This is a genomic window from Janthinobacterium amylolyticum (assembly GCF_051380655.1).
Classification (GTDB): Bacteria; Pseudomonadota; Gammaproteobacteria; order Burkholderiales; family Burkholderiaceae_D; genus Janthinobacterium.
Map to the genome: position 1 here is coordinate 617927 of NZ_JBNYXL010000002.1, position 21772 is coordinate 639698.

Genomic DNA, 21772 nt, shown 5'->3' on the forward strand with positions numbered 1-21772 from the left:
AACAGCCTAGAACTTGTAGCGCAGCGACAGCATGGCGTTGCGCGGATCGCCGTAGTAGCCGCCCATGCCCGTCGAGTAGTACTGCTTGTCGAAGACGTTGTTCACGTTCAGGGTCGCCACCAGCTGCGGGCTGAGCGGGTACTGCGCCATCAGTCCCGCCACCGCATACGCCTTCTGCGTGAAGCGCTCGCCATTCGGCCCGCGGTCATCCATGTAGATATCGCTCTGCCAGTTCACGCCGCCGCCCAGCACCAGCCCCGGCACGCCTTGCGCCAGGCGCCAGGTGGTCCACAGCTTGGCCATGTTCTGCGGCTGGTTGGTCTGGATGCGCGCGCCGGCCGCATTGCGGATGCGGCTGTAGGCATAGCTGGCCGTCAGTTGCCAGTCCGGGCGCAGCTGGCCCGACACTTCCGCCTCGACACCGCGCGTGGTGGCGCCTTTCACCGTGTGGTAGGCATAGGAGCCGCCGCCCGTGCCGATGATCCAGACGTTGCCCGGATCGGCTTCGGCCAGGTTTTCCTGCTTCAGCTGGAACACGGCGGCGCTGGTGGTGAGCTTGCCGCCGAAGAATTCCCCCTTGGCACCCACTTCATAGTTCTTGCCTTCCAGCGGCGCCAGGAAGCGGCTGTTGACGTCGCGCTGGCTTTGCGGCGTGAAGATGCTGGTGTAGCTGGCGTAGGCCGACCAGTGCCATCCCAGGTCGTAGACCAGGCCCGCGTACGGCGTGATCTTGCCGTTTTCGCGCATGGCGTCGTACAGGTCCGTGTCCTCAAAATAATCGCTGCGGATGTCGCGCTTCCAGTACGACAGGCGCGCACCGAGGATGACCGACAGCGCTTGCGTCGGACGCAGGCGCAGGGTGGAATACACGCCGCTTTCGCGCTCCTTGTCGTAGGAGCTGCCCAGGCGCGTGCCGCTGTAGTCGGGCACCGGCATGTCGCCATTCCAGGCGTGGATATCCGGCACCGTATAGTCATAGCCGGCGAGGCGCCAGCCCGGATAGATCGGGCTGTTCGTCTTGAGTTCCGAGGCGCTCACGCCCAGCACCAGTTCATGCTGGCGGCCGAAGGCCTGGAACGGGCCGCTGACATACGCGTCGAGCGAGGTCTGTTGCGGCTTGCTGTGCCAGTTGGCCAGCCACAGCTTCATGCCGCCGCCCGTCAGGCGGTCCGGGTAGCCGTTGCCGGAAAAGCCCTGCAAGGCATCGTACCGGTTGCTGCTGCGGCTCACGGCCACCTTTGCGACCCAGTCGTTGTCGAAATAATGGTCGAGCGTGGCGAACAGCATGCTCTGTTCGCGGTCATACGTGCTCCACGCGGCCGTGCCGTTCATCGAGCGGGGGAAGCGCGTCTGCGAGCCGTCGGCATAGAACATGGGGAAGTCGCGCCCCGCGCCCTTGAGTTTTTCCTTCTGGTAGTTGATGCCGGCGCTGAGCACCGTCGATGGTGTCAGGTCCGCTTCGACGATGGCGTACAGCACGTCCTTTTTCTGCTGGTAGCGGTCGATGAAGGAGCGCTGGTCTTCATGCGCGGCGACGATGCGCGCGCGCACCCTGCCATCGGCCGTGAGTGGCGTCGAGATGTCGCCTTCGATGCGGTAGCGGTCCCACGAGCCGGCTTGCGCGCCTGCCGTGGCGGCAAACGCGCGGCCCGGACGCTTGCGCACCAGGTTGATGGCTGCCGACGGGCTGCCCGTGCCGCTGATCAGGCCCGTCGCGCCGCGGATGATTTCAACGCGGTCGTAGATGGCCATGTCGAAGGTGCGTGCCTCCAGGTTCTTGCTGGTCGGGATACCGTCGAACATGTACGACGTCACTTCGAAGCCGCGTGAAAACACCTGGTCGTATTCGCGCGTGCTCGACGAATGGTCGACCGTGATGCCGGGCGCCTGCAGCAGCACGTCTTGCAAGGTGCGCAAGCCCTGGTCGTCGATCTGCTGGCGCGTGATGACGCTGACGGCCTGCGGCGTTTCGCGCAGCGACAGGTTCAGGCGGGTGGCGCTGGTCAGGCCTGCGTAGCCGCGCTTGCCCTCGGTAGTGCCATCGCGCAGGGCGCTGGAACTGACGGCCACTTCACCCAGGGTGGCGGCGATCGGCGCGCCGGTCGATGCAGTACCCGCCTTGCGCAGTACGTAGCCGCGTTCGCCGCTGGGCAGTGCTTCCAGGCCCGTGCCGGCCAGCAGACGGGCCAGCGCCTGCGGCACCGTGTAGCTGCCGTTCAGGCCCGGCGTGCGCACCCCTTGCAGCAGTTCGGCCGCCGCACCCACGCTGACTTTCGCCTCGATGGCAAAGCTGGCGATGGCGGCCGACAGCTCGCCCGGCGGCACGCTGAAATGCGCTTGCACGGCGGCAGGCGCGGTGGCGGCATCGGCCGCCATGGCCGGCGTCTGCGCCAGCGACAGCAGGAACACGGCGCTGCCGACGGCGCGCGCGAGGGGAGTCAAACGGGGGGTATGCATGGTCTTGCCTTTCCGGTGGAGTGTCGTTGCAAGATCTCCTTGCAAGACGTCGTTGTAATACCCACAGGACAGGCCATGCCGGCAAAAAGGGCCAACTTTTAAGAATTATTTTTTGCGGGGCGCGATGGTGACCCAGTACGGCGTGCGGTACAGCACGTCGACGGGCAGCATGCGCGTGAGGCTGTCCAGCACCGCCTCCGTGTCGTCCAGCTGGAAGGCACCGGACAGACGCAAGCCCGCCACTTGCGGCTCGACGCGCAGCAGGCCGGGACGGTAGCGTGACAGTTCGTCGGCGAAAGCGTCAAGGCGCATGTCCTGCGCCGCCAGCATGCCGCGCGCCCAGGCGTCGGCTTGCAGCGGCGCCGGCGCAGGCAGGCTGGCGTGATGGGCATCGAAGCGGCTTTGCTGGCCAGCCGCCACCGTGCGCACGGTGGCCGAGGGCGCGCGCGGCGTGATTTCCACCGCGTGTTCCAGTACCGTCACGCGGCAGCCGTCGTCGTCGACACGCACGGTGAAACGCGTGCCCAGCGCGCGGATGCGGCCATGGCAGGTGGCGACGATGAAGGGTCGGCTGCCCGCATGGTCGGGGCGGCTCTGCACCAGCACTTCGCCGCGGCGCAGGGTCAGCAGGCGTTCGGCGGCGCCATACGCCAGGTCGACGGCGCTATCGGTATTGAGGACCAATGCGCCGCCATCGGGCAGGGAAATGTCGCGCCGCTGGCCCACGCCGCTGCGGTAATCGGCCAGCAGTTCATGGCGCACCAGCAGCCAGGCGGCGGGTGCCGCCATCAGCGCCAGCAGGATCTGCATGGCGGCGCGGCGCTGCGGACGGCGCAGCACGGGTGCTGCCAGCGCGGGCGGCAGCAGGCCGGCCGTCTGGCTTACCTGCTGCACCCGGCTCCAGGCGCGCGCGTGTTCCGGGTCGAGCGCGCGCCACTGCGCGCTGGCGGCCAGGTCGTCCGGCGTGGCCTGGCCCGACTGCTCCAGCAGATACCATTCGACGGCCTGGCGCGCCACGCTGCGCGACAGCGGGGGAGATGGGGGAGGGGATGGCGCAGCGGCGGCGCTCATGCCAGCAGATCCGGCGCCAGCAGCACGCATTCGGTCAGCGCCTCGGCCATGTAGCGCTTCACCGAGCGCTCGCCGATGCCCAGCTGCGCGGCGATGTCGGCGTAGGCATGGCCTTCGATCTGCGCCAGGATGAAGACGGCGCGCACTTTCGGTTTCAGGCCGTCGAGCATGGCGTCAACGGCCTGCAGCGCCTGCAGGATTTCGGCGCGCTGTTCGGCAGACGGCTGGTGCCGCTGCGGCAGGGCGGCCAGCGCCTCGGCCCAGGCCCGTTCCAGCGACTGGCGCCGCAAATGGTTGATCAGCAGGTGCTTGGCGACGGTGGCCAGGTAAGCCTTGGGCGCGCGCAGGGCCGGCGTCTGCGGCTGCGCGGGCGCGCCTTGCAGCAGGCGCGTGAAGGTGTCCTGCATCAGGTCGGCCGCCTCGGCTGCATTGCCCAGGCGCCGCTGCAGCCAGTGCGCCAGCCAGCCGTGGTGCGCACGGTAGTGGCTTTCCAGCTGCGTCGGCAGCAAGGGAGTGGGCGCGAACGGACTGCCTGGCATGGCGGGGAAGCCTTAATGCAAATAAGAATTATTCTCATTTTAACGCGATGGGCACGCCGGCGCAATGCGTTGTTGCTGGGCCGCCACGCGCTAGCCGCCACGCGCTTGCCGCCACGCGCCGGCAGCCACGCGGGTGGCGGCACAGCATAAACGCTACAGCACGGCCAGCGCGATGGCGGCCAGGACGGCCGCGCCGCCGATGCCGCGCGCCAGGCGCATGGCCTGGTGCGGCGCATAGGGCAGCAGCCAGATCAGCAGCAAGCCGCAGCCCGTCAGGCTGCCGACCCAGTACACCAGGCCATAGCCGCCGCCGGCGATGTGCATGGCCCAGGCCAGGCCCGCCGCCAGCGCCAGCCACCCCGTCCACTGCAGGCGGCGGCGCAGGGGCGCGGGCGGTTCGGCGCCGCGTCCGTGCAAGTCGGCGTAATGGCGGTCCATGGCCAGGCACAGCGCAGACAGGCCCGCATAGCACAGGGCAAAGACGAGGAAGTTCGCAAGCAGTTCCATCACGCGGCCTCCATCGTTTGCGCCGGTTTCACCGGTGCCGCCTTGGCGGCCTTCAGCGGCAGCGGTTTCAATTTGAACGCCGCATATGCCAGTCCCAGTCCCAGCACCAGCACCACCAGGTCGAAGGCGGCCACAGATACGGGACCGCGGCCGAGGAACAGGGTCACGCCCAGGTGCGAACCGGTGGTGAAGACATTCAGCACGGGTAGCGATGCCAGCAGGAAGGCGCCGACGGCCAGCTGCATGCGCCACATGGTGCGCGATGGACGCAGCTGGGCGATGATGGCGGCCAGGGCCCAGGCGCCGAAGAAGCAGGCGATTTCCTCTTTTGGCCGGTCTTCCATCGTCACCGACAGCAGGCGGTTGGCCCAGAAATACGCGCCGAAGGCGATCGGGATGCCGGCGATGGCACCGATGTTGAGCGCCTCCACCAGGCGCAGGCCGAAGCTGGGCCGCTTGCCGGCGGCCAGCGCCTTGGCTTGCTTCTGGCGCGTCTTGACGGCCCACAGCAAGGCGCCCGTGGCCACCATGGCGCAGCCGGCCAGGCCGGAGAGGAAGAACAGGGCGCGCAGCAGCGGGCCGCCGAAATGCGCGACGTGCAATCCCACCATCACGCCTTGCGTGGCCGCCGCACCGGGCTGCGTGTCGCCATCGGCTGACAACAGCTTGCCGGAGACGCCATCGAATTCCATCGACGGCTGCTTCGATGACATGGCGCGCCCACCGGCGCGCGTCAGCGAGATGGTGGCGTTGGCGTCGCCCGGATGGTTGACGGAAATGCGCTCGACCTTGCCGCCGCCCCAGTGCTGTTCCGCCTGGCGCACGAGGGGCGCCAGCGGCGTCAGCGGCGCGGCCACGCCGGCCGGCTTGCTGTCGCCCGAGCGGCCCGGGAAGGCTTCGGCGAAGAAGGCGTCCTGGTCGCCCTTGTAGGCGGCCGTGGCGCCGGACGGCATGTACAGGAACATCAAGGTGACCAGGCCCGTGTAGGTAATCATGATGTGGTAGGGCAGGGCCAGCACGGCCGTCACGTTATGCGCGTCCAGCCACGAGCGCTGGCCCTTCTTCGGCCGGAAGGTAAACAGGTCCTTGAAGATGCGCTTGTGCGTGACGATGCCGCTGATGATGGAGACGAACATGAACATGGCGCAGAAGCCCACGATCCAGCGGCCCCAGATGGCCGACATGTAGTGCAGGTCGAAGTGCAGGCGGTAGAGGAATTCGCCGCCCCGCGTCTCGCGCGGCTTGGACAGCACTTCGCCCGTGGCCGGGTCGGCTTTTTCGCTGTGAAAATTGCCGCGCCGTCCGCGCTTCTTTTCACCGGGTTTCGACGGCTTGCTCCAGCCCAGCTGCGTGGCGGGGCTGCGTTCGCCGGGCAGGCTGATGAACCAGCGCGTGGCGCCTTCGGCCCGCTCTTGCATCGCCTGTTGCGCCACCCTGGCCGCTTCTTCCGTCGTCACCTTGCTGGCGGCGGCGCCGTGCAGTTCGGGCTGCATCCACAGGGTGATTTCATTGCGGTAGTAGCTGGCCGTGCCGGCGCAAAACACCAGCAGCAGGATCCAGCAGACGAGCAGGCCGGACCAGGTGTGCAGCCATGCCATCGACTGGCGAAAACCTTCTTTCATGCGAGACTCCAGGATAAGGCGTCCATCCATTGCAGGATGGCGGCGATGATGGCGGCCGGGATCAGCAGGCCCAGCCAGGCGCGCAGGGCGCTGCCGGTGGCGAAGACCCACATCACGGCGCAGGTGTAGATGGCAAACGACAGCAGGGTAGCCGTCATGACGGCTTCGGAACGGGCCATGGGCAGGCTCACCGACAGCAGCATGGTGACCAGCGCGGCCAGCACGTAGCCGCCGACGATGGCGGCCACGCTGCGCGAGGCCACGCCGAACCGGTACGCGGCGCCGGCGGAGAGCCGCAGGCGCGGCATTTTAGTGATGGCTGGCGCTTGCATGGTCAGTCGTGATCCTTGCTGGGTGGCAGGGCCGGACCGGCAGGCAGCGGCGCTACGCCTTGCGGCTGCACCAGGCTCAGGGTGGTCACATACATGGCCTTGTCATAGGCGACGCCTTCGTGCTGGCCGGCCTGCTTGTCCGTGTGCTGCACTTCCAGCACATAGGTACCCTGCCATGGCAGCGGGAAGCTGACCAGGCCTTGCGCGTCGCTCCAGGCTTCCTTGCCCCAGCCCGACTGCACCACGGCGTTGACCTTGGCTTGCGCCAGCGGCTTGCCCTGGTAGCTGACCTGGAACTGGCCTGCCGTGCCGGTCGGCACCAGGTCCAGGGTCAGCGCGGCGGCCTGCGCCTTGCCGTCGGCGACCAGGCGCGCGGCGGGGATCCACACGGTGCGCGTGGCCTTGCCATCCTTTTTCTCTTCCCATGACGGATAGTGGCGCTCCTCGGCGATGATGCTTTCGCCGGCCGCCACCTTGCCGTTCAGGACAAAGGCGCCGGCCGTCTTGCTGGCCTGCAGGGGCTTGCTGCCGGACGGCGAGATCCACGTCACGTTCCTGATGCTGAACTTGTCCAGCAGGCCGGGCGACGCTTCGCGCAGGTTGTCGCCGAATTCGCCGAAGTAGACGCTGGCCGACTTGCCGTCCTGCTGCAGCCAGATCTGGTGCGCGCTGGCCGTGCCGGCCGCGAAGACGCCGGCCAGCAAGGCGGCGGAGAGGGCGCCGCGGCGGGCGATGGTAGCGATGTGCATGGTGTATCCCTTATCTTTTTATAGGAAATGGTAAAACGGCCGCGTCCCGGAGAACGCGGCCGGCATGGTGCATCAGTACTGGTAGCGCAGGTTCAGTGCCACGTTGCGCGGTTCGCCGTAATAGCCGCCGTTATAGAAGCCCACGCGGCGGAAATACGTCTTGTCGAACAGGTTGTTGACGTTCAAGGTGGCGGCCAGCTTGGGCGTGATCTGGTAGCGCGCCATCAGGTTGGCCAGCACATAGCTGCCCTGGCTGACGCGTATCTTCGTCTTGTTCGGCAGGGTGGCCGTCGTGTAGATCTCGTTCTGCCAGTTCACGCCGCCACCGATGGTGATGTTCTGCAGTGCGCCCGGCAGGCGGTAGGTGGTCGAGGCGCGCAGCATGTTGGTCGGCTGGATGGTGTTGGTCACCACGCCCTTGCCCGTCTTCGATTTGCTGTGCGTGTAGCCGGCGAACAGCTGCCAGCCGCTCAGGGGGCTGCCCGACACTTCCGCTTCGTAGCCGCGGCTTTTCGTGCCCTTGCCGGTCGAGACATACGGACGGCTGCCATCGGGCAGCACGAAAGTCAGCGGCACCGACTTGTCTTCCTCGCCCAGGTTGTCCTGCCTGGCCTCATACACGGCAAACGAGGCATTCAGGGCCTCGTCGAAGAATGCGCTTTTCACGCCCGCTTCCACGTTGCTGCCCGTGATCGGGTCGAGGAAGGCGTTGTTCTTGTCCTTCAGGTTTTGCGGCTTGAACAGGTCCGTGTAGCTGGCGTACAGCGAGGTGTTCTTGCTCACGTCGAGGACCACGCCCGCGTATGGCGTGACGACATCGTCTGTCTTGTAGGCCGAGCTGCGCTTGACGAAATTGCCCTTGGCGTCGTAGCGGTTGTTATACGTTTCCCACTTCGAGACGCGCGCGCCGGCCAGCACCTTCAGATTGTCCATGACGTTGATGCGCGTGGCGACAAAGGCGCCCGACTGTTTTGTCGTGGCGACGTCGCGCGCGCCCGTGCGCGTCAGTACCGGCTCGGGCACGTCGCCCGTCCAGTTGCGGAAGTCGGGGATGCGGGTGGCGTAGGGCAGCGGATCGGGCAGCAGGGTTTCATTCGTCGTGCCCGTGCGCTTCCAGCCATTCACGCCCAGCACCAGGTCGTGCTGGCGGCCGAACAGGGGGAAGGTGCCGTTGGCCGACAGGTCGAAGTTGTCCTGTTTTTCATCGTAGGGGAAGGCGCCGCTCCACACTTCCAGGCCGCTGCCGTCGCGCTTCGGATAACCGCTGCCGCCGTAGAACAGCTTGCCGTTCGACGAGCTGTCCAGGCGGCCGTACGCGGCCTTGATCTTCCAGTCGTTGGCGAAGCGGTGTTCGAGGTAGACATATTTGTTCTCGAATGCACGCTCCCAGCTGCTCCACTTGGCCGCCATGTTGAACGAGCGGGGCATGTTGGCCGGCGTGCCGTCCGCGAAGAACAGGGGCGTGGTGCCCCAGCTGGTGCCCTTCGGCGTGTTTTTCTGGTAGTCGATGCCGGCCGTCAGCAGCGTGTCCGGCGTCAGGTCCGCCTCGACGATGACGGCGCCCACCAGCTTGCGTTCCTTGTACAGGTCCATGTAGGAGTGGCGGTTCTGGCCCGCCACGACGACTCTTCCGCGGATGCTGCCGTCGGCATTCAATGGCGCGCTGATGTCGCCTTCGAGGCGGACCTTGCTCCAGGAGCCCACCGTCATGCCGGCCGAGGCGGCCAATTCCTTGCCCGGACGCTTGTGCAGCATGTTAATGGTGGCCGACGGGTCGCCATTGCCGCTGACCAGGCCCGTGGCGCCGCGCACGATTTCGATGCGGTCATAGATGGCCGTGTCGAACAGCGCATTGCTGCCCGAATTGACGGCCACGCCATCGATCTGATAATTGCCGATGGAAAAGCCGCGCGCGGAAAAATTCGTCCGTTCACTGTCGTTTTCCTGCACCGTCACCCCCGTCGACTGCACCAGCACCTCGGCCAGGCTGTTCAGGCCCATGTCATCCATGCGCTGGCGCGTGACGACGGAAATCGATTGCGGCGTTTCGCGGATGGACAGGCCCATGCGCGTGGCCGTGGCCATCTGCTTGGTGGTGTAGGACCCTGTGTGCTCCGTCGACGCCTTGTCTTGCTGTCCCAGTACCTTGATTTCGCTCAAGGTTGTTTCGTCCGGCGTGGCGGGCGCATCGGCTGCCCAGGCCGCGCCTGCGCCCAGCACCAGCGTCAGCAGGGCGGAATGCACGGCCAGTGCCAGCGGACGCAGGGCAAGCTGGGAAACGGGTGGGGAAAACGGGCCGGCAACCATGCCGGTCCGCGAATGTACTCGCGCCATGAAAGATCCTTCTTCTCGTTTGCCTGCCGTCGTGCGGCTGGCGTTTTTGATATGGGAGGCTTGCTTGGCGGTAGGGCCTGGCTGGCGCAGCGTGTCATCCAGCCGCGCACCTCTCATGCCAGTCTGGCGACGCACCGGCGATGGCGGCAGGCGTGAGAGGTTTAGTGCAGACCTCGTCGAGGTCCAAATGTGAATGAGAACTATTCTTATTATAGTGTCAGCTTGTGAGACATGCAAGAGTAGGCTGTTGCAATTAGGCAGCAAGCAAGCGCGGCCAACGCAGGGCAGGCGGTTGCCGCGTCAGCAGAAGTTCAGCAGTTCCTGCCACCGCGCGCGGGCACTGCCTCCCGTGCGGGTATGTGCAGCCAGGCAGGTGGCGATGCGGCGCTAAGCGTGCTGACGCACCCTCGCAAGCGTACGACGCTTTGCCGCTGGCCACGCATGCGTTAACATGGGAAGTTATTAGGGAGGCAACATGGCTATTCAAATCATCAACACGGCGCCGGTCGCCGGCCAGCAGCCTGGCACCTCGGGCTTGCGCAAGAAGGTTGGCGTGTTCAGCGCGCCGCAATACCTGGAAAATTTCGTGCAGAGCGTTTTTGACACGCTGGGCGACTGCCGTGGCCAGACGCTGGTGCTGGGCGGCGATGGCCGCTATTACAACCGCACGGCGATCCAGACGGTGCTGCGCATGGCGGCCGCGCACGGCTATGCGCGCGTGCTGCTGGGGCAGGGCGGCATCCTGTCGACGCCCGCCGTCAGCTGCGTGATCCGCAAGCACGGCGCCAGTGGCGGCATCATCCTGTCGGCCAGCCACAACCCGGGCGGACCCGATGGCGATTTCGGCATCAAGTACAACATCGCCAATGGCGGCCCGGCACCGGAAAAGGTCACGGAAGCCATGTTTTCGCGCACGCAGAGCATCAGCGAATACCGCATCAGCGACGCGGCCGACATCGACCTCGATGCCCTGGGCACCGTGCGCATCGAGCAGATGGCCGTTGAGGTGATCGATCCGGTGCTCGATTACGCGGAACTGATGCAGCAGCTGTTCGACTTCGACGCCATCCGCGCCCTGTTCGCGGGCGGCCTGCGCATCTGCTTTGACGGCATGCACGCCGTCTCCGGCCCGTACGCCACGGCCATCCTGGAAGGCATGCTGGGCGCGCCCAAGGGCAGCGTCATCAACGGCGTGCCGCTGGAAGACTTCGGCGGCGGCCATCCGGACCCGAACCCCGTCAACGCGCACCAGCTGATCGCCATCATGGCCGGTGACGATGGCGTGAATGAGGCGCCGGACTTCGGCGCCGCTTCCGATGGCGATGGCGACCGCAACATGATCGTCGGCCGGCGCTTCGACGTCACGCCCTCGGACAGCCTGGCCATCCTGGCCGCCAACGCCACGGTGGCGCCGGGATACCGCGCCGGCTTGACAGGCATCGCCCGCTCCATGCCGACGTCGGGCGCGGCTGACCGGGTCGCCAGCGCGCTGGGCATCCCGTGCTTCGAGACGCCGACGGGCTGGAAGTTCTTCGGCAACCTGCTCGACGCCGGCATGGCCACCCTGTGCGGCGAGGAAAGCTACGGCACGGGCTCGAACCATGTGCGTGAAAAAGATGGCGTGTGGGCGGTGCTGTTCTGGCTCAACCTGCTGGCGGAAAAACAGCAATCGGTGGAAGAGATCGTGCGCGCGCACTGGGCCGCGTATGGCCGCAACTACTATTCGCGCCACGACTACGAGGACATCGACAGCGCCGGCGCGCAGCAGCTGATGGCGGCCGTGCGCGCGCGGCTGGCATCCTTGCCTGGCCAGCAGTTCGACGGCTACACGGTGGCGATGGCCGACGACTTCAGTTATACCGACCCGGTCGACGGTTCGGTGGCCACGCAGCAGGGTATCCGCATCATCATGACGGATGGTTCGCGCATCGTGCTGCGCCTGTCCGGCACGGGCACGCAGGGCGCCACCCTGCGCCTGTACCTGGAACGCTACGAAGCCGATACGGCGCAGCACGACATCCCGACGCAGCAAGCGCTGGGGGGGCTGATCGCGGTGGCGCAGCAGGTCGCGCAGATCCGCGAGCGCACGGGGCGCGATGCGCCCACGGTGACGACGTAAAAAAGAAGGACGCGCAGGTCGGATTAGCGTGGCATCGCCACGCGTAACCCGACGACATTGTCAGCAGCGTTGTCGGATTACGCCCTTCGGGCTAATCCGACCTACTTGTATGATTACGCCTTGCCCGGCACCACCGCCTGGCGGTAGTTGTCCACCATCTTGTAGCGCTTCGCATACAGGCCGAAAGCCAGCATGGCGACGGCGGCGAAGGCGGCAAAGAAGAACATCTGGAAGGCCGTCACGCTGATGCCGCTTTCGGCGATCTTGCCGATCACGCCTTCGTTCATGACGCTGCGGTTGACGATCAGTACCCACAGGTTGCCGACGGTGGTCGACAGGTTCCAGAAGCTCATGATGGCGCCCTTCATCGAGACGGGCGCCTGGCTGTAGGCAAACTCCAGGCCTGTCGCCGAGACCAGCACTTCGCCGAACGTCAGCAGGGCATACGGCAGGATCTGCCACATGATGGAGACGGCGCTGCCGCTGTCGAGGGCCAGTTGCAGCAAGCCGATGACGATCCAGGCCAGCGAGGAAAAGCCGATACCGGCCGTCATGCGGCGCAGGGCCGTCGCTTCCCAGCCGAAGCGGTTCAGCATCGGGTACAGCACCAGGTTGTTGAACGGGATCAGCAGCATCACCAGCATCGGGTTCAGCGCCTGCATCTGCGCTGGCAGGAACCAGCTTGGTTTTTCCATGGTGTTGGCCTGCACGATCCAGGTCGAGGCCTTCTGGTCGAACAGCGAGAAGAACGGCGTGACGAGGGCGAAGATGACGAGGATGCGCAGCACGGCGCGCACGCCTTCGACGGCTTCGTCAGGGTGGATGCCGCGTGCGCGTTCCAGCTGCATGGCCGTGCCGATGCTGCCGAAGGCCAGCAGCAAGACCAGCGCGGTACACGCGGAAATCACGAAGCCCCATTCAGGAATGCTGTAGAACGCATACAGGGCGCCGATCACGCCGACGTAGGCCACGTACAGGCCGGGACGCGAACCGCCATCGACGCGCGCCAGCAGGGCGGTGCGGGCCACGCGGGTGAACGAATCGGGGTTCGGCGGCGCTGGCGGCACGTGCACGTATTTCTTGGCGCCCATCCAGAAGACGATGGTGGCGGCCAGCATCATCAGGCCGGGGATGCCGAAGGCGATCGACGGGCCATACTTTTTCAGGAACAGCGGCATCAGCAGCGACGCGAAGAAGGAGCCAAAGTTGATGATCCAGTAGAACAGGTCGAACACCAGCTTGGCCTTGTGCTTGTTGGTCTGGTCGAACTGGTCGCCTACAAACGAGGCCACCAGCGGCTTGATGCCCCCCGAGCCGAAGGCGATCAGGAACAGGCCGAAATAGAAGCCGTTGACGCTGCTTTCAAAGATGGCCAGGCAGGCATGGCCGGCGCAATACACGAGGCTGAGCCAGAAAATGGTGTTGTACTTGCCAAAGAAGCGGTCGGCCAGCCAGCCGCCCAGCAGGGGGAAGAAATACACGCCGATGACGAAGGTGTGGAAGACGTGCTTGGCTTCGCCCGTGCGCTGGTCGATCGGGATCATCAGCAGCAAGGTGCTGATGAGGAATGGCGTCAGGATGTTGCGCATGCCATAAAAGCTGAAACGTTCGCAGCCCTCGTTGGCGATGATGTACGGAATTTGCCGCGGCATTTTGCCCGTGGCGGTGTGTGTCTCGGCCGATGACATTGGCTCTCCCCAAGTATTTTTTGTAAGCCGCGATGCTAAGGCCTGTTGCGCTTGCTTGCAACAGAAAAAACGGCATCTTGGTTATTTCGCAAGGATTTGTAAGGTATTGATTTTCATAAAGACATTATTTTTGGCATCTGCGACGCCCGCTTGCGCGGGACGGGGCAGCAAGAATTGCATCTGCAGCATGTCCAGCCGCGCCTGTTCGCTGGCCAGCGTGAAGCCGCAGCGCAGGTAGAGCTTGAGCGCCGCGTGGTTGTCGTGCGCCACGGCCAGGCGCAGCAGGGCCAGTTCGGGAACGGCGCAGGCGTGTGTGATGGCGGCCTGTACCAGTTGCCGCCCGGTGCCCTGGCCGCGTGCCGGCGGCGCCACATAGATGCCCCACAGGCTGGCCTTGTCGTGCAGCACGGCAATCGGCTCGCGGCGCAGGCCGGCAATGGCGAGCAACTGCGGTCCCGCGAATGCGCCGAACATTATTTGGTGCGGCGTCGTGCGCAAGCGCTCGGCGATCTGCGCCAGCGGCACGGCGCTTTCCGCCGCATGCGTGGTGCAGAAGGCGGCCGGCAATTCGGCGATGCCCTGCAGGCGCAGCGCGCGGTAGGCGCAAGCGTCGTCAGGGGTGAGGGGGCGAACGGTGGTGGCTGGCATGCCGCCGAGTATCGGGCTTTGATGGCGGAAAGTAAACCGTGCGCTGCGGCGGGGGCTTGGGGGCATGCCTGGTGCCGGATGGGCGCATGCATGGCGCCGCGGCGGGCGCCAGCGCGAGGGGGCGTTACTGGGTGGCGATGCGCTGCATGGGCGCGCTGTCCTTGCGCCATTGTTCCAGGCTCAGCAAGTCGCCGCTGACGCTATCGTCGACGAGGATGCGCTTGCCATCGGGCGAGACGACGAAACTTTCCCAGCGGTGGGCCGCTTCCGGCGTGCTTTCAAAAAAGCTCAGCTGATAGTAGGCGGCGCCATCGACGAGGCGCGTCTCGGGCGCCGTTTCCATCACGGCGCCATGCGCGCGGCCGCCCGAGGCTTTTTCGATGTGCGCCGACCAGGCCTTGATTTCCGGCAAAGCCATCAGCGCATCGATGGCGCGCGCACTGTGCTCCGCGGCGGGCGCGCCGCTGCTGGCGGCCGGCGCCTTGCCGTCCTGCGGCGTGGACTGCTGCAGGTAAAAAGCGCCGAGTCCGGCGGCCAGCAAGCCGGCCAGGATGCCGGCGATGATGGCGGTTTTGGAAGAAGAGGCGCGTGGCGGCATGGTGGCGTGATGACGGGATAAGGGTGGATGATGGCGGCCATGCTAAAGCAAAACGGGCAGGCGGGCAATCGCCGGCCCTGCCAACGGGCTGACAACGGGCCTGGCAGACGGGTTTGCCAAACGGGTTTGCCAAACGGGTTTGTCAAACGGGCTTGCCAAATCCCTGGGCGAAAAAAAAGCCACCTTCCGTAGAAGATGGCTTTCGGGGCTGCCGGGAAGGCGCTGGCAGCTTTTGGCCTGCCAGCTGCCGCCCGGCGTAGGCGGCTGCGCGCGCCGTCGCCTGCGCGCGTGGCCGCCGGACTTACATCATGCCGTCCATGCCGCCCATGCCGCCCATACCACCCATGCCGCCGCCCATGCCGCCGCCTGCCTTGTCGTCAGCGATTTCGCAGACCATGCAGTCGGTCGTCAGCATCAGCGAAGCGATCGAAGCGGCGTTTTGCAGCGCCGAACGGGTCACTTTGGCTGGGTCCAGGACGCCCATTTCAACCATGTCGCCATACGTGCCGTTGGCAGCGTTGTAGCCGTAGTTGCCCGTGCCAGCCAATACGGCTGCCACGACGACCGAAGCTTCTTCGCCAGCGTTTTGCACGATCATGCGCAGTGGCTCTTCCATTGCGCGCAGGACGATCTTGATACCAGCGTCTTGATCAGGATTGTCGCCCTTGACCGTGATGTTGGCGCGTGCGCGCAGCAGGGCTACGCCGCCGCCTGGCACGATGCCTTCTTCCACGGCAGCGCGGGTCGCGTGCAGTGCATCTTCAACGCGGGCTTTTTTCTCTTTCATTTCGACTTCGGTGGCTGCGCCAACCTTGATCACGGCAACGCCGCCAGCCAGTTTGGCGACGCGCTCTTGCAGTTTTTCACGGTCGTAGTCCGAGGTCGCTTCTTCGATCTGTACACGCACTTGTTTCACGCGTGCTTCGATCGAGGCAGCTTCGCCGGCGCCATCGATGACGATGGTGTTTTCCTTGCCCACTTCGATGCGCTTCGCTTGGCCCAGTTCGGCCAGGGTCACTTTTTCCAGGGTCAGGCCGACTTCTTCAGCGATCACTTGGCCGCCGGTCAGGACAGCGATGTCTTCCAGCATGGCTTTGCGGCGGTCGCCGAAGCCAGGTGCTTTCACTGCGCAGGTTTTCAGGATGCCGCGGATGTTGTTCACAACCAGGGTGGCCAGCGCTTCGCCTTCGATGTCTTCCGCGATGATCAGCAGTGGACGGCCAGCTTTGGCGACTTGTTCCAGTACCGGCAGCAGGTCACGGATGTTCGAGATTTTCTTGTCGCACAGCAGGACGAATGGGCTGTCCAGTACGGCAACTTGTTTCTCTGGGTTGTTGATGAAGTATGGCGACAGGTAGCCGCGGTCGAACTGCATGCCTTCAACGATGTCCAGCTCGTCGTTCAGCGACTTGCCGTCTTCCACGGTGATGACGCCTTCTTTGCCGACTTTTTCCATCGCTTCAGCGATACGCTCGCCGATCGAGTAGTCCGAGTTCGCCGAGATCGCGCCAACTTGGGCGATTTCTTTGGTGGTGGTGCAAGGACGGGCGATTTTCGCCAGTTCTTCGACGGTCGCGGCAACCGCTTTGTCGATACCGCGCTTCAGGTCCATCGGGTTCATGCCGGCGGCAACGAACTTCATGCCTTCGCGCACGATGGCTTGGGCCAGCACGGTTGCGGTGGTGGTGCCGTCGCCGGCGTTGTCGCTGGTGCGGGAAGCAACTTCCTTGACCATTTGCGCGCCCATGTTCATGAGCTTGTCTTTGAGTTCAACTTCTTTGGCTACCGAGACACCATCCTTGGTGACGGTAGGGGCGCCGAACGAGCGCTCCAGGACCACGTTGCGGCCTTTCGGGCCCAGGGTCACTTTGACTGCGTTGGCGAGGATGTTGACGCCTTCGACCATCTTGGCGCGCGCTGCGTCGCCGAATACTACTTCTTTAGCTGCCATGTTCAATTCTCCAGAAATTTCGGAATGAGTTATCTAAAACGTGGAAACAATTACTTGACGACGATCGCCATGATGTCTTCTTCGCGCATGACCAGCAGCTCATCGCCGTCAACTTTGACGGTTTGGCCGGCGTACTTGCCGAACAGGACACGGTCGCCCACTTTGACATCCAGAGGACGGACTTTGCCGTCGTCGAGAATCTTGCCATTGCCTACGGCAAGGACTTCGCCTTGATCCGGTTTTTCAGCAGCTGCATCAGGAATGATGAGGCCGGACGCAGTTTTGGTTTCCTGGTCGAGGCGTTTGACGATGACGCGATCGTTCAATGGGCGCAGATTCATACAAAACTCCTTAAAGTTCAATGGATAAGTGTTGCTGAATGAATACATGCCTGGCACAGCGCCAGGCGTGCTTTCAGTGACCGCCGTTGAAAGCAGCCCGCAACGGTCAAGCAAACCCCATGGCATCAGTACGTACCAGCCTGGGCAGTGGTGGCATCGCGGCGTCGCCCGCCGCGTAGCGTTCCCTGCTGTTGTCCGGCATGCACCATCATGTCCTGAGGATTGCTACGAAAGAGTTTGTTAGCACTCTCTACTAACGAGTGCTAATTATAGGGACGGTAGGGGGCTTATTCAAGGGGAACATATTGATACTTGTTCCGCGCAGCCTGCATTTACTCAGGGTTTGCGCAAACGCAAGCCTCGTTCCCGGGCGTCAGCAACAGGCGCGACTCTAGCATGCCCGTCAGGCGGAGGGCGTTCCTGTACGCATGGGAAACAGAGTTTTGCTATGGACTTTGATAAGATGATTAGAATTGCATATCAATATCGCCATTCGCACCTGAAAGCTCACTCACCATGCCATCGATTCTTTCCCGTCCCGCCCTGCGCCTGCTGGGCGCCGCCGTCCTCGGCCTCGCCTGCCTGGGCAATGCCACTGCACAGCCTGCCACCATTCTCGACGAGATCACCGTGGCCACCCTGACGCCGCTGGAAAAAGAGACGCTGCTGAACGAGCTGTTCAACGACTTGAACAAGGACGATGACGATCAGCAAGCCCATGTGTGGGACAACGGCGCCGACAATGGCGTGCTGGTGAAGGTCACGTACAATTTCAGCAACTCCGGCATGACGGAGCACAGCCTGAAGGCGCATGTGTGCCGCGACCTGAAATTCGTCGTCACGGCGGCCGACAAGACGCAGGACCTCAGCCGCCGCACCTGTTCGCAGAACAGCGGGCGCTGGGATGTGCAGGGCAAGGACCCGGCGCCCGTCGTGTCTCCGCCGTTCCTGTCCGACGTGACGGTGGCCAGGCTGAACGCGAAAGAGCAGGCCTCGCTGCTGAAGGCAGCAGTGCGCACCCTGAAGGATGAAGAGGATGGCAAGACGCGCCAGTGGAGCAACAAGGGCCTGGGCAATGCGCTACCGCTGGCGGTACGCCTGACGCCCTCGGGCACGGACGCCAAACCCGGCAGCTACAGCCGTACCTGCCGCGACTTGACGATGGTGCTTGACGGCAAGGGCGGACAACAGACCTTGACGCGCCGCTCTTGCGAAAACCGCTATGGCGGACTGGATATCGAAGCCGATTACGTCGACGAGTAAAACGCTGCCATCGCGGCGCTGGCAGATGCGCGCAGTTGGCGAAAAGCGCCGGAAAAAGCGTGTATTTTCCGCCAACTGCCCTGCATTGATGTAAATATGTGTGACAGCCGCGTGATTCGATTGACGCCCATGGAGCGTCCGCCCTATAGTGGCGGGATGATTTCCGAATTCAATGAATTATCCGACAAAATAGGCCTGCTGGCCGAAATGACCCATGCGCTGCGCCGTGAAAACGCGCAACTGCGCAAGGACAATGCCGCCCTGGCCGCCGACAACGCGCAGTATGTGCAACGCATGCGCGAAGCGCAGGAGCGCGTGGAAGCCTTGCTGGAAAAAATTCCGGAACTGGTGCAGGCCGGCCTGGAGCAAGCCGCTTCGGAAGCGGGCGCCTACATTGCCGAGAACGAGAAGGAAGCGTAATGCCGCGTGTCGATGTGAATATCATGGGCCAGTCCTACAGCATGGTGTGCCGCGATGGCGAGGAGCGCGCGCTGCGCGAAGCGGCGATCTACCTGGACAGCAAAATGAAAGCCATCCGCGACGCGGGCAAGGTCAAGGGCAATGACCGCATCGCCGTGCTGGCCGCCCTGGGCGTGGCCGCGGAATTCCTGTCCGTGAAGTCGCCGCAAGGTCCGCTGTCGGAACTGACCATCCTCGAAGTGAAGCAGAAAATCTCGGCCATGCATACCGTCCTGGACAGCGCTCTGACGCCCCAGGAAAACCTTTTTTAAACACCGAACCAAACCTACTGCGCGTCGCGACTTGCGGCCTGCGATGCGCGCTCCCTCGGCGGCCCCGTGCAAGCACAGCTGCGCTTCTTGGCCACAATTCATCGCCGCTCGCCACGGTTTTGTTCCGTGTTATTAATTGGATTTTAAGCGGACACGGTACGATTTGTCTTTGCGATGCGCGATCAAAGGAGTAAACTTGTGTCTACCCTGCGGTGTTCGCGATTGCCATATATTCCTTGAACCATTTATGCGCATCGGTTGCGAATTTTGTTTGATGGGAGTGAGCGTCGCTCGTTCGACGAACCCGAAATTGAACTAACGTGACCACCTTGAACCGTTTGGTTCGGGATGCCGGCATAGCGGCACAGGCGGGGCCCAATTCGCAGTATATTTGCAGTACAAACTGAAAACGGTTGCAGCATTGATGCGCAACCGTTTTTTTACGCCTGTTGCTTTTGATAGGGAATGCACATGAAACAATACTGGCTGATGAAATCCGAACCCGACGAAGTGAGCATCGACGACCTGATGGCCGCGCCCGGGCACACCTTGCCCTGGTTTGGCGTGCGCAACTACCAGGCGCGCAATTTCATGCGCGATGGCATGCGGGTGGGCGACGGCGTGCTGTTCTATCACTCCAGCTGCCCGCAGCCGGGCGTGGCGGGCGTGGCCGAAGTAGCCAGCACGCCCTATCCCGATCATAGCCAGTTTGAAGAAGGTGGCAAGTATTTCGATCCGAAGGCCACGCAGGAACAGCCGCGCTGGATCAGCGTCGATGTGCGCGGCGTGAAGAAGACGGCGCTGCTGCCCCTGTCGGAGATGCGCCAGATGCCGGAGCTGGAAGACATGCTGCTGCTGAAGAAGGGCAGCCGCCTGTCCATCACGCCGGTGACGCCGGCGCAATGGAAGGTGATTACGGGTAAATTGAAGGCCTGACGCGGCTTCTTATGCGTCCGCCGGGCGCGCCTTGGTGGGCGGCGTGCCCATCACCTGGCTTTTATGCGCCCACACCAGCAGCACGATGGCGCCGACGATCATCGGCAGCGACAGCATCTGTCCCGAGGTGATCGGCACGCCCAGCCACACGACTTCCCAGTCTGGCGTGCGGAAGTATTCGGTGAAGAAGCGCGCGCAGCCATACAGCAGGGTGAACATGGCGCCCACGGCCATGCGCGGACGCTGCTTGCGCGCAAACAGCCACAGGATGATGAAAACCAAAATGCCGTCGACCAGCATCTGGTAGAGGGGCGACGGATGCACGGGATACGGAATGCCCGGCCACTGCATGGCCCACGGCAGGGTGTCCGGCGCGATGCGGCCCGGCAGTTCGGCATTGATGAAGTTGCCCAGGCGGCCGGCCGCGTAGCCGAGCGGCACCAGCGGGGCGATGAAGTCGAGTACGTCGAACAGGTTGCGTCCCGACTTGCGGCTCCACAGGTACATGGCCAGGATGACGCCGAGGAAGCCGCCATGGAAGGACATGCCGCCATGCCAGACCATGAAGATTTCCAGCGGATTGTGCATGAAGTATTCGGGGCGGTAGAACAGCACTTCACCCAGGCGTCCGCCGATCACCACCCCCAGCATGCCGTAGAACAGCATGTCATCGAGATCCTCCTTCTTCCAGCCCAGCTTGGCGATATGCGGCTGCTTGATGCGCACTCTGCCCAGGAGTATGAACAGGGCAAAGGCCAGCACGTACATCAGGCCGTACCAGTGCACGGCGAGCGGGCCGATCTGGATGGCTATCGGGTCAGGCATCGGGTGTATCAGCATTGGAGTTCTTTCTTTGTTTAAAGCCAAGGTTGCGTAGTATGGGGGCGCCGGCGGTTTTCTGCCTTAGCCGCCCCTTAATGTATTGCGCCGCGTTTAACCAGCATCGGCCATCTGCTTGCGCAGCAGCGCCAGAAAACCTTGCAGGACGGCCGACGGATTGTCGCGGCGCCAGGCCAGGCCCGTTTCCACCAGCGGCGTGGCGTCCTGCAGCGGCCTGTATTCTACGCCGGGGCGCATCAGATTCGATACCGATTGTGGCACAAGCGCGATGCCCATGCCAGCCGAGACGAGGCTGACGATGGTCTGCATCTGGATCGCTTCCTGGCCGATCTGCGGCGTGATGCCCGCTGCGCGGAATACGCCGAGGATCGCGTCGTGCAGGGCGGGCGAGATGGCGCGCGGGAAAACGATCAAGGGCAGGGGCGGCACGTCGCGCAGGCGCACGGGTCCCGGTGTATTCAATATGTCGAGGCCGGACGGCGCTGCCAGCACCAGCGGTTCGGCCAGCACGGGCAGGTAATCGAGTTCCCCTTTCGCCTTCTCGGGCAGCGGCGGGATCAGCAGGCCCGCATCCGTGCGCCCGGCCAGCAGTTCATCGAGCTGCAGGTCGGAGGTGGCTTCCTGCAGCGCGATCTGAACCTGCGGATAGGCTGCCTGGTAAGCGCGCAGCAGGGGTGGCAGTACGCTGTAGTCGGCCGACGAGACGAACGCCAGGCTGAGGCGCCCGGCGGTGCCCTGGGCGGCCCGCTGCACCAGCGCGGATAAATCCTGCGCCTGCGCCAGAAGCCGGCGCGCCTCGGGCAGCAGGGCAGTGCCGGCTGGCGTCAGCTGCACTTCGCGCCGCGTGCGCAGGAACAGGGGCGCACCCAGCAGGTCTTCCAGGGCCATGATGGTTTGCGACAGGGGCGGCTGCGTCATGTGCAGGCGCGCGGCGGCGCGGCCGAAGTGCAACTCCTCGGCGACGGTGACGAAATAGCGCAGCTGGCGCAGTTCAAGGTTCATATGCGTTTCCATGCGGACTGATTGCTGTGATATGTAAAACGACT

General features: G+C 64.2%; 20 protein-coding genes and 1 other RNA gene. 6 read left to right on the top strand and 15 right to left on the bottom strand.

Annotated elements, in window-relative coordinates; genetic code table 11:
* Positions 1 to 6 precede the first annotated feature (6 nt).
* The 8 genes from ACQ4WR_RS06335 to ACQ4WR_RS06370 form a co-directional block, all read right to left on the bottom strand.
* The gene (locus ACQ4WR_RS06335; RefSeq protein WP_436486036.1) at positions 7 to 2457 is read right to left on the bottom strand and encodes a TonB-dependent siderophore receptor; all 2451 of its coding nucleotides are present in this window, start codon (positions 2455 to 2457) and stop codon (positions 7 to 9) included.
* 105 nt (positions 2458 to 2562) lie between these two features.
* Complete coding sequence (locus ACQ4WR_RS06340; protein WP_436486038.1) at positions 2563 to 3528, bottom strand: FecR domain-containing protein; 966 nt, start codon at positions 3526 to 3528, stop codon at positions 2563 to 2565.
* On the bottom strand, positions 3525 to 4067 hold the full coding sequence (locus ACQ4WR_RS06345) for a sigma-70 family RNA polymerase sigma factor (protein WP_102292694.1): 543 nt from the start codon (positions 4065 to 4067) through the stop codon (positions 3525 to 3527). Before ACQ4WR_RS06345 ends, ACQ4WR_RS06340 begins: the two co-directional genes overlap by 4 nt.
* Positions 4068 to 4220: 153 nt before the next feature.
* Entirely contained in the window at positions 4221 to 4574 is a 354-nt protein-coding gene (locus tag ACQ4WR_RS06350; protein ID WP_436486122.1) for a DUF3325 domain-containing protein, read from the bottom strand.
* Positions 4574 to 6196 carry a PepSY-associated TM helix domain-containing protein gene (locus ACQ4WR_RS06355; protein ID WP_436486040.1) on the bottom strand — a complete coding sequence of 541 codons (1623 nt, stop codon included), beginning with the start codon at positions 6194 to 6196 and terminating at the stop codon, positions 4574 to 4576. Before ACQ4WR_RS06355 ends, ACQ4WR_RS06350 begins: the two co-directional genes overlap by 1 nt.
* Positions 6193 to 6528 (bottom strand): DUF3649 domain-containing protein, encoded by a 336-nt coding sequence (locus ACQ4WR_RS06360; protein ID WP_436486042.1) that lies wholly within the window; start codon positions 6526 to 6528, stop codon positions 6193 to 6195. Before ACQ4WR_RS06360 ends, ACQ4WR_RS06355 begins: the two co-directional genes overlap by 4 nt.
* 2 nt (positions 6529 to 6530) lie before the next feature.
* Positions 6531 to 7277: a DUF4198 domain-containing protein gene (locus ACQ4WR_RS06365; protein ID WP_102292690.1), complete on the bottom strand. Its 747-nt coding sequence runs from the start codon at positions 7275 to 7277 to the stop codon at positions 6531 to 6533.
* 72 nt (positions 7278 to 7349) lie between these two features.
* Positions 7350 to 9611: a TonB-dependent siderophore receptor gene (locus ACQ4WR_RS06370; RefSeq protein ID WP_436486044.1), complete on the bottom strand. Its 2262-nt coding sequence runs from the start codon at positions 9609 to 9611 to the stop codon at positions 7350 to 7352.
* 475 nt (positions 9612 to 10086) lie between these two features.
* Between ACQ4WR_RS06370 and ACQ4WR_RS06375 the strand changes: the two genes are divergently transcribed.
* The gene (locus ACQ4WR_RS06375) at positions 10087 to 11730 is read left to right on the top strand and encodes an alpha-D-glucose phosphate-specific phosphoglucomutase (RefSeq protein WP_436486046.1); all 1644 of its coding nucleotides are present in this window, start codon (positions 10087 to 10089) and stop codon (positions 11728 to 11730) included.
* Positions 11731 to 11843: 113 nt separating this feature from the next.
* On the opposite strand, the gene ACQ4WR_RS06380 is transcribed toward ACQ4WR_RS06375, so the two are convergent.
* From ACQ4WR_RS06380 to groES, 5 genes are all read right to left on the bottom strand, one after another.
* Positions 11844 to 13418, bottom strand: coding sequence for a POT-type proton-dependent oligopeptide transporter (locus ACQ4WR_RS06380; RefSeq protein WP_102292687.1), 1575 nt, complete (start codon positions 13416 to 13418; stop codon positions 11844 to 11846).
* A gap of 81 nt (positions 13419 to 13499) precedes the next feature.
* Positions 13500 to 14132, bottom strand: a complete 633-nt coding sequence (locus ACQ4WR_RS06385) for a GNAT family N-acetyltransferase (RefSeq protein WP_102292686.1) — start codon at positions 14130 to 14132, stop codon at positions 13500 to 13502.
* A 58-nt stretch (positions 14133 to 14190) separates the two neighbouring features.
* The gene (locus ACQ4WR_RS06390; protein ID WP_436486048.1) at positions 14191 to 14664 is read right to left on the bottom strand and encodes a hypothetical protein; all 474 of its coding nucleotides are present in this window, start codon (positions 14662 to 14664) and stop codon (positions 14191 to 14193) included.
* 301 nt (positions 14665 to 14965) lie between these two features.
* Entirely contained in the window at positions 14966 to 16615 is a 1650-nt protein-coding gene (gene groL, locus ACQ4WR_RS06395) for a chaperonin GroEL (protein WP_010400981.1), read from the bottom strand.
* Positions 16616 to 16665: 50 nt separating this feature from the next.
* Positions 16666 to 16956: a co-chaperone GroES gene (groES, locus tag ACQ4WR_RS06400; protein ID WP_010400979.1), complete on the bottom strand. Its 291-nt coding sequence runs from the start codon at positions 16954 to 16956 to the stop codon at positions 16666 to 16668.
* Between the two features lie 516 nt (positions 16957 to 17472).
* Between groES and ACQ4WR_RS06405 the strand changes: the two genes are divergently transcribed.
* From ACQ4WR_RS06405 to ACQ4WR_RS06425, 5 genes are all read left to right on the top strand, one after another.
* On the top strand, positions 17473 to 18219 hold the full coding sequence (locus tag ACQ4WR_RS06405; RefSeq protein ID WP_436486050.1) for a hypothetical protein: 747 nt from the start codon (positions 17473 to 17475) through the stop codon (positions 18217 to 18219).
* Between the two features lie 156 nt (positions 18220 to 18375).
* Positions 18376 to 18639 (top strand): DUF904 domain-containing protein, encoded by a 264-nt coding sequence (locus ACQ4WR_RS06410; protein ID WP_099378049.1) that lies wholly within the window; start codon positions 18376 to 18378, stop codon positions 18637 to 18639.
* Positions 18639 to 18950 (top strand): cell division protein ZapA, encoded by a 312-nt coding sequence (locus ACQ4WR_RS06415; protein WP_034747344.1) that lies wholly within the window; start codon positions 18639 to 18641, stop codon positions 18948 to 18950. Before ACQ4WR_RS06410 ends, ACQ4WR_RS06415 begins: the two co-directional genes overlap by 1 nt.
* A gap of 201 nt (positions 18951 to 19151) precedes the next feature.
* Positions 19152 to 19329, top strand: a non-coding RNA gene (ssrS, locus tag ACQ4WR_RS06420) — 6S RNA.
* Between the two features lie 92 nt (positions 19330 to 19421).
* Positions 19422 to 19886: an EVE domain-containing protein gene (locus ACQ4WR_RS06425; protein ID WP_102292684.1), complete on the top strand. Its 465-nt coding sequence runs from the start codon at positions 19422 to 19424 to the stop codon at positions 19884 to 19886.
* A 9-nt stretch (positions 19887 to 19895) separates the two neighbouring features.
* Here ACQ4WR_RS06425 and lgt read toward each other — a convergent pair whose 3' ends face one another.
* Both lgt and ACQ4WR_RS06435 read right to left on the bottom strand, forming a co-directional pair.
* A complete protein-coding gene (gene lgt, locus ACQ4WR_RS06430; RefSeq protein ID WP_436486052.1) occupies positions 19896 to 20726 on the bottom strand; it encodes a prolipoprotein diacylglyceryl transferase in 831 nt (276 codons plus the stop codon).
* A 93-nt stretch (positions 20727 to 20819) separates the two neighbouring features.
* Positions 20820 to 21728: a LysR family transcriptional regulator gene (locus ACQ4WR_RS06435; RefSeq protein WP_436486053.1), complete on the bottom strand. Its 909-nt coding sequence runs from the start codon at positions 21726 to 21728 to the stop codon at positions 20820 to 20822.
* Between the last annotated feature and the right edge of the window lie 44 nt (positions 21729 to 21772).

Excerpts from the sequence above, each read along its gene's own strand:
- ACQ4WR_RS06405 (WP_436486050.1), top strand. The coding sequence starts at position 17,473 with ATGCCATCGATTCTTTCCCGTCCCGCCCTGCGCCTGCTGGGCGCCGCC.
- lgt (WP_436486052.1), bottom strand. The coding sequence starts at position 20,726 with ATGCTGATACACCCGATGCCTGACCCGATAGCCATCCAGATCGGCCCG.
- ACQ4WR_RS06360 (WP_436486042.1), bottom strand. The coding sequence starts at position 6,528 with ATGCAAGCGCCAGCCATCACTAAAATGCCGCGCCTGCGGCTCTCCGCC.
- ACQ4WR_RS06355 (WP_436486040.1), bottom strand. The coding sequence starts at position 6,196 with ATGAAAGAAGGTTTTCGCCAGTCGATGGCATGGCTGCACACCTGGTCC.
- ACQ4WR_RS06385 (WP_102292686.1), bottom strand. The coding sequence starts at position 14,132 with ATGCCCCCAAGCCCCCGCCGCAGCGCACGGTTTACTTTCCGCCATCAA.
- groES (WP_010400979.1), bottom strand. The coding sequence starts at position 16,956 with ATGAATCTGCGCCCATTGAACGATCGCGTCATCGTCAAACGCCTCGAC.
- ACQ4WR_RS06350 (WP_436486122.1), bottom strand. The coding sequence starts at position 4,574 with ATGGAACTGCTTGCGAACTTCCTCGTCTTTGCCCTGTGCTATGCGGGC.
- ACQ4WR_RS06425 (WP_102292684.1), top strand. The coding sequence starts at position 19,422 with ATGAAACAATACTGGCTGATGAAATCCGAACCCGACGAAGTGAGCATC.
- ACQ4WR_RS06415 (WP_034747344.1), top strand. The coding sequence starts at position 18,639 with ATGCCGCGTGTCGATGTGAATATCATGGGCCAGTCCTACAGCATGGTG.
- ACQ4WR_RS06435 (WP_436486053.1), bottom strand. The coding sequence starts at position 21,728 with ATGAACCTTGAACTGCGCCAGCTGCGCTATTTCGTCACCGTCGCCGAG.
- ACQ4WR_RS06365 (WP_102292690.1), bottom strand. The coding sequence starts at position 7,277 with ATGCACATCGCTACCATCGCCCGCCGCGGCGCCCTCTCCGCCGCCTTG.
- ACQ4WR_RS06335 (WP_436486036.1), bottom strand. The coding sequence starts at position 2,457 with ATGCATACCCCCCGTTTGACTCCCCTCGCGCGCGCCGTCGGCAGCGCC.
- ACQ4WR_RS06380 (WP_102292687.1), bottom strand. The coding sequence starts at position 13,418 with ATGTCATCGGCCGAGACACACACCGCCACGGGCAAAATGCCGCGGCAA.
- ACQ4WR_RS06345 (WP_102292694.1), bottom strand. The coding sequence starts at position 4,067 with ATGCCAGGCAGTCCGTTCGCGCCCACTCCCTTGCTGCCGACGCAGCTG.
- ACQ4WR_RS06340 (WP_436486038.1), bottom strand. The coding sequence starts at position 3,528 with ATGAGCGCCGCCGCTGCGCCATCCCCTCCCCCATCTCCCCCGCTGTCG.
- groL (WP_010400981.1), bottom strand. The coding sequence starts at position 16,615 with ATGGCAGCTAAAGAAGTAGTATTCGGCGACGCAGCGCGCGCCAAGATG.
- ACQ4WR_RS06370 (WP_436486044.1), bottom strand. The coding sequence starts at position 9,611 with ATGGCGCGAGTACATTCGCGGACCGGCATGGTTGCCGGCCCGTTTTCC.
- ACQ4WR_RS06410 (WP_099378049.1), top strand. The coding sequence starts at position 18,376 with ATGATTTCCGAATTCAATGAATTATCCGACAAAATAGGCCTGCTGGCC.
- ACQ4WR_RS06390 (WP_436486048.1), bottom strand. The coding sequence starts at position 14,664 with ATGCCGCCACGCGCCTCTTCTTCCAAAACCGCCATCATCGCCGGCATC.
- ACQ4WR_RS06375 (WP_436486046.1), top strand. The coding sequence starts at position 10,087 with ATGGCTATTCAAATCATCAACACGGCGCCGGTCGCCGGCCAGCAGCCT.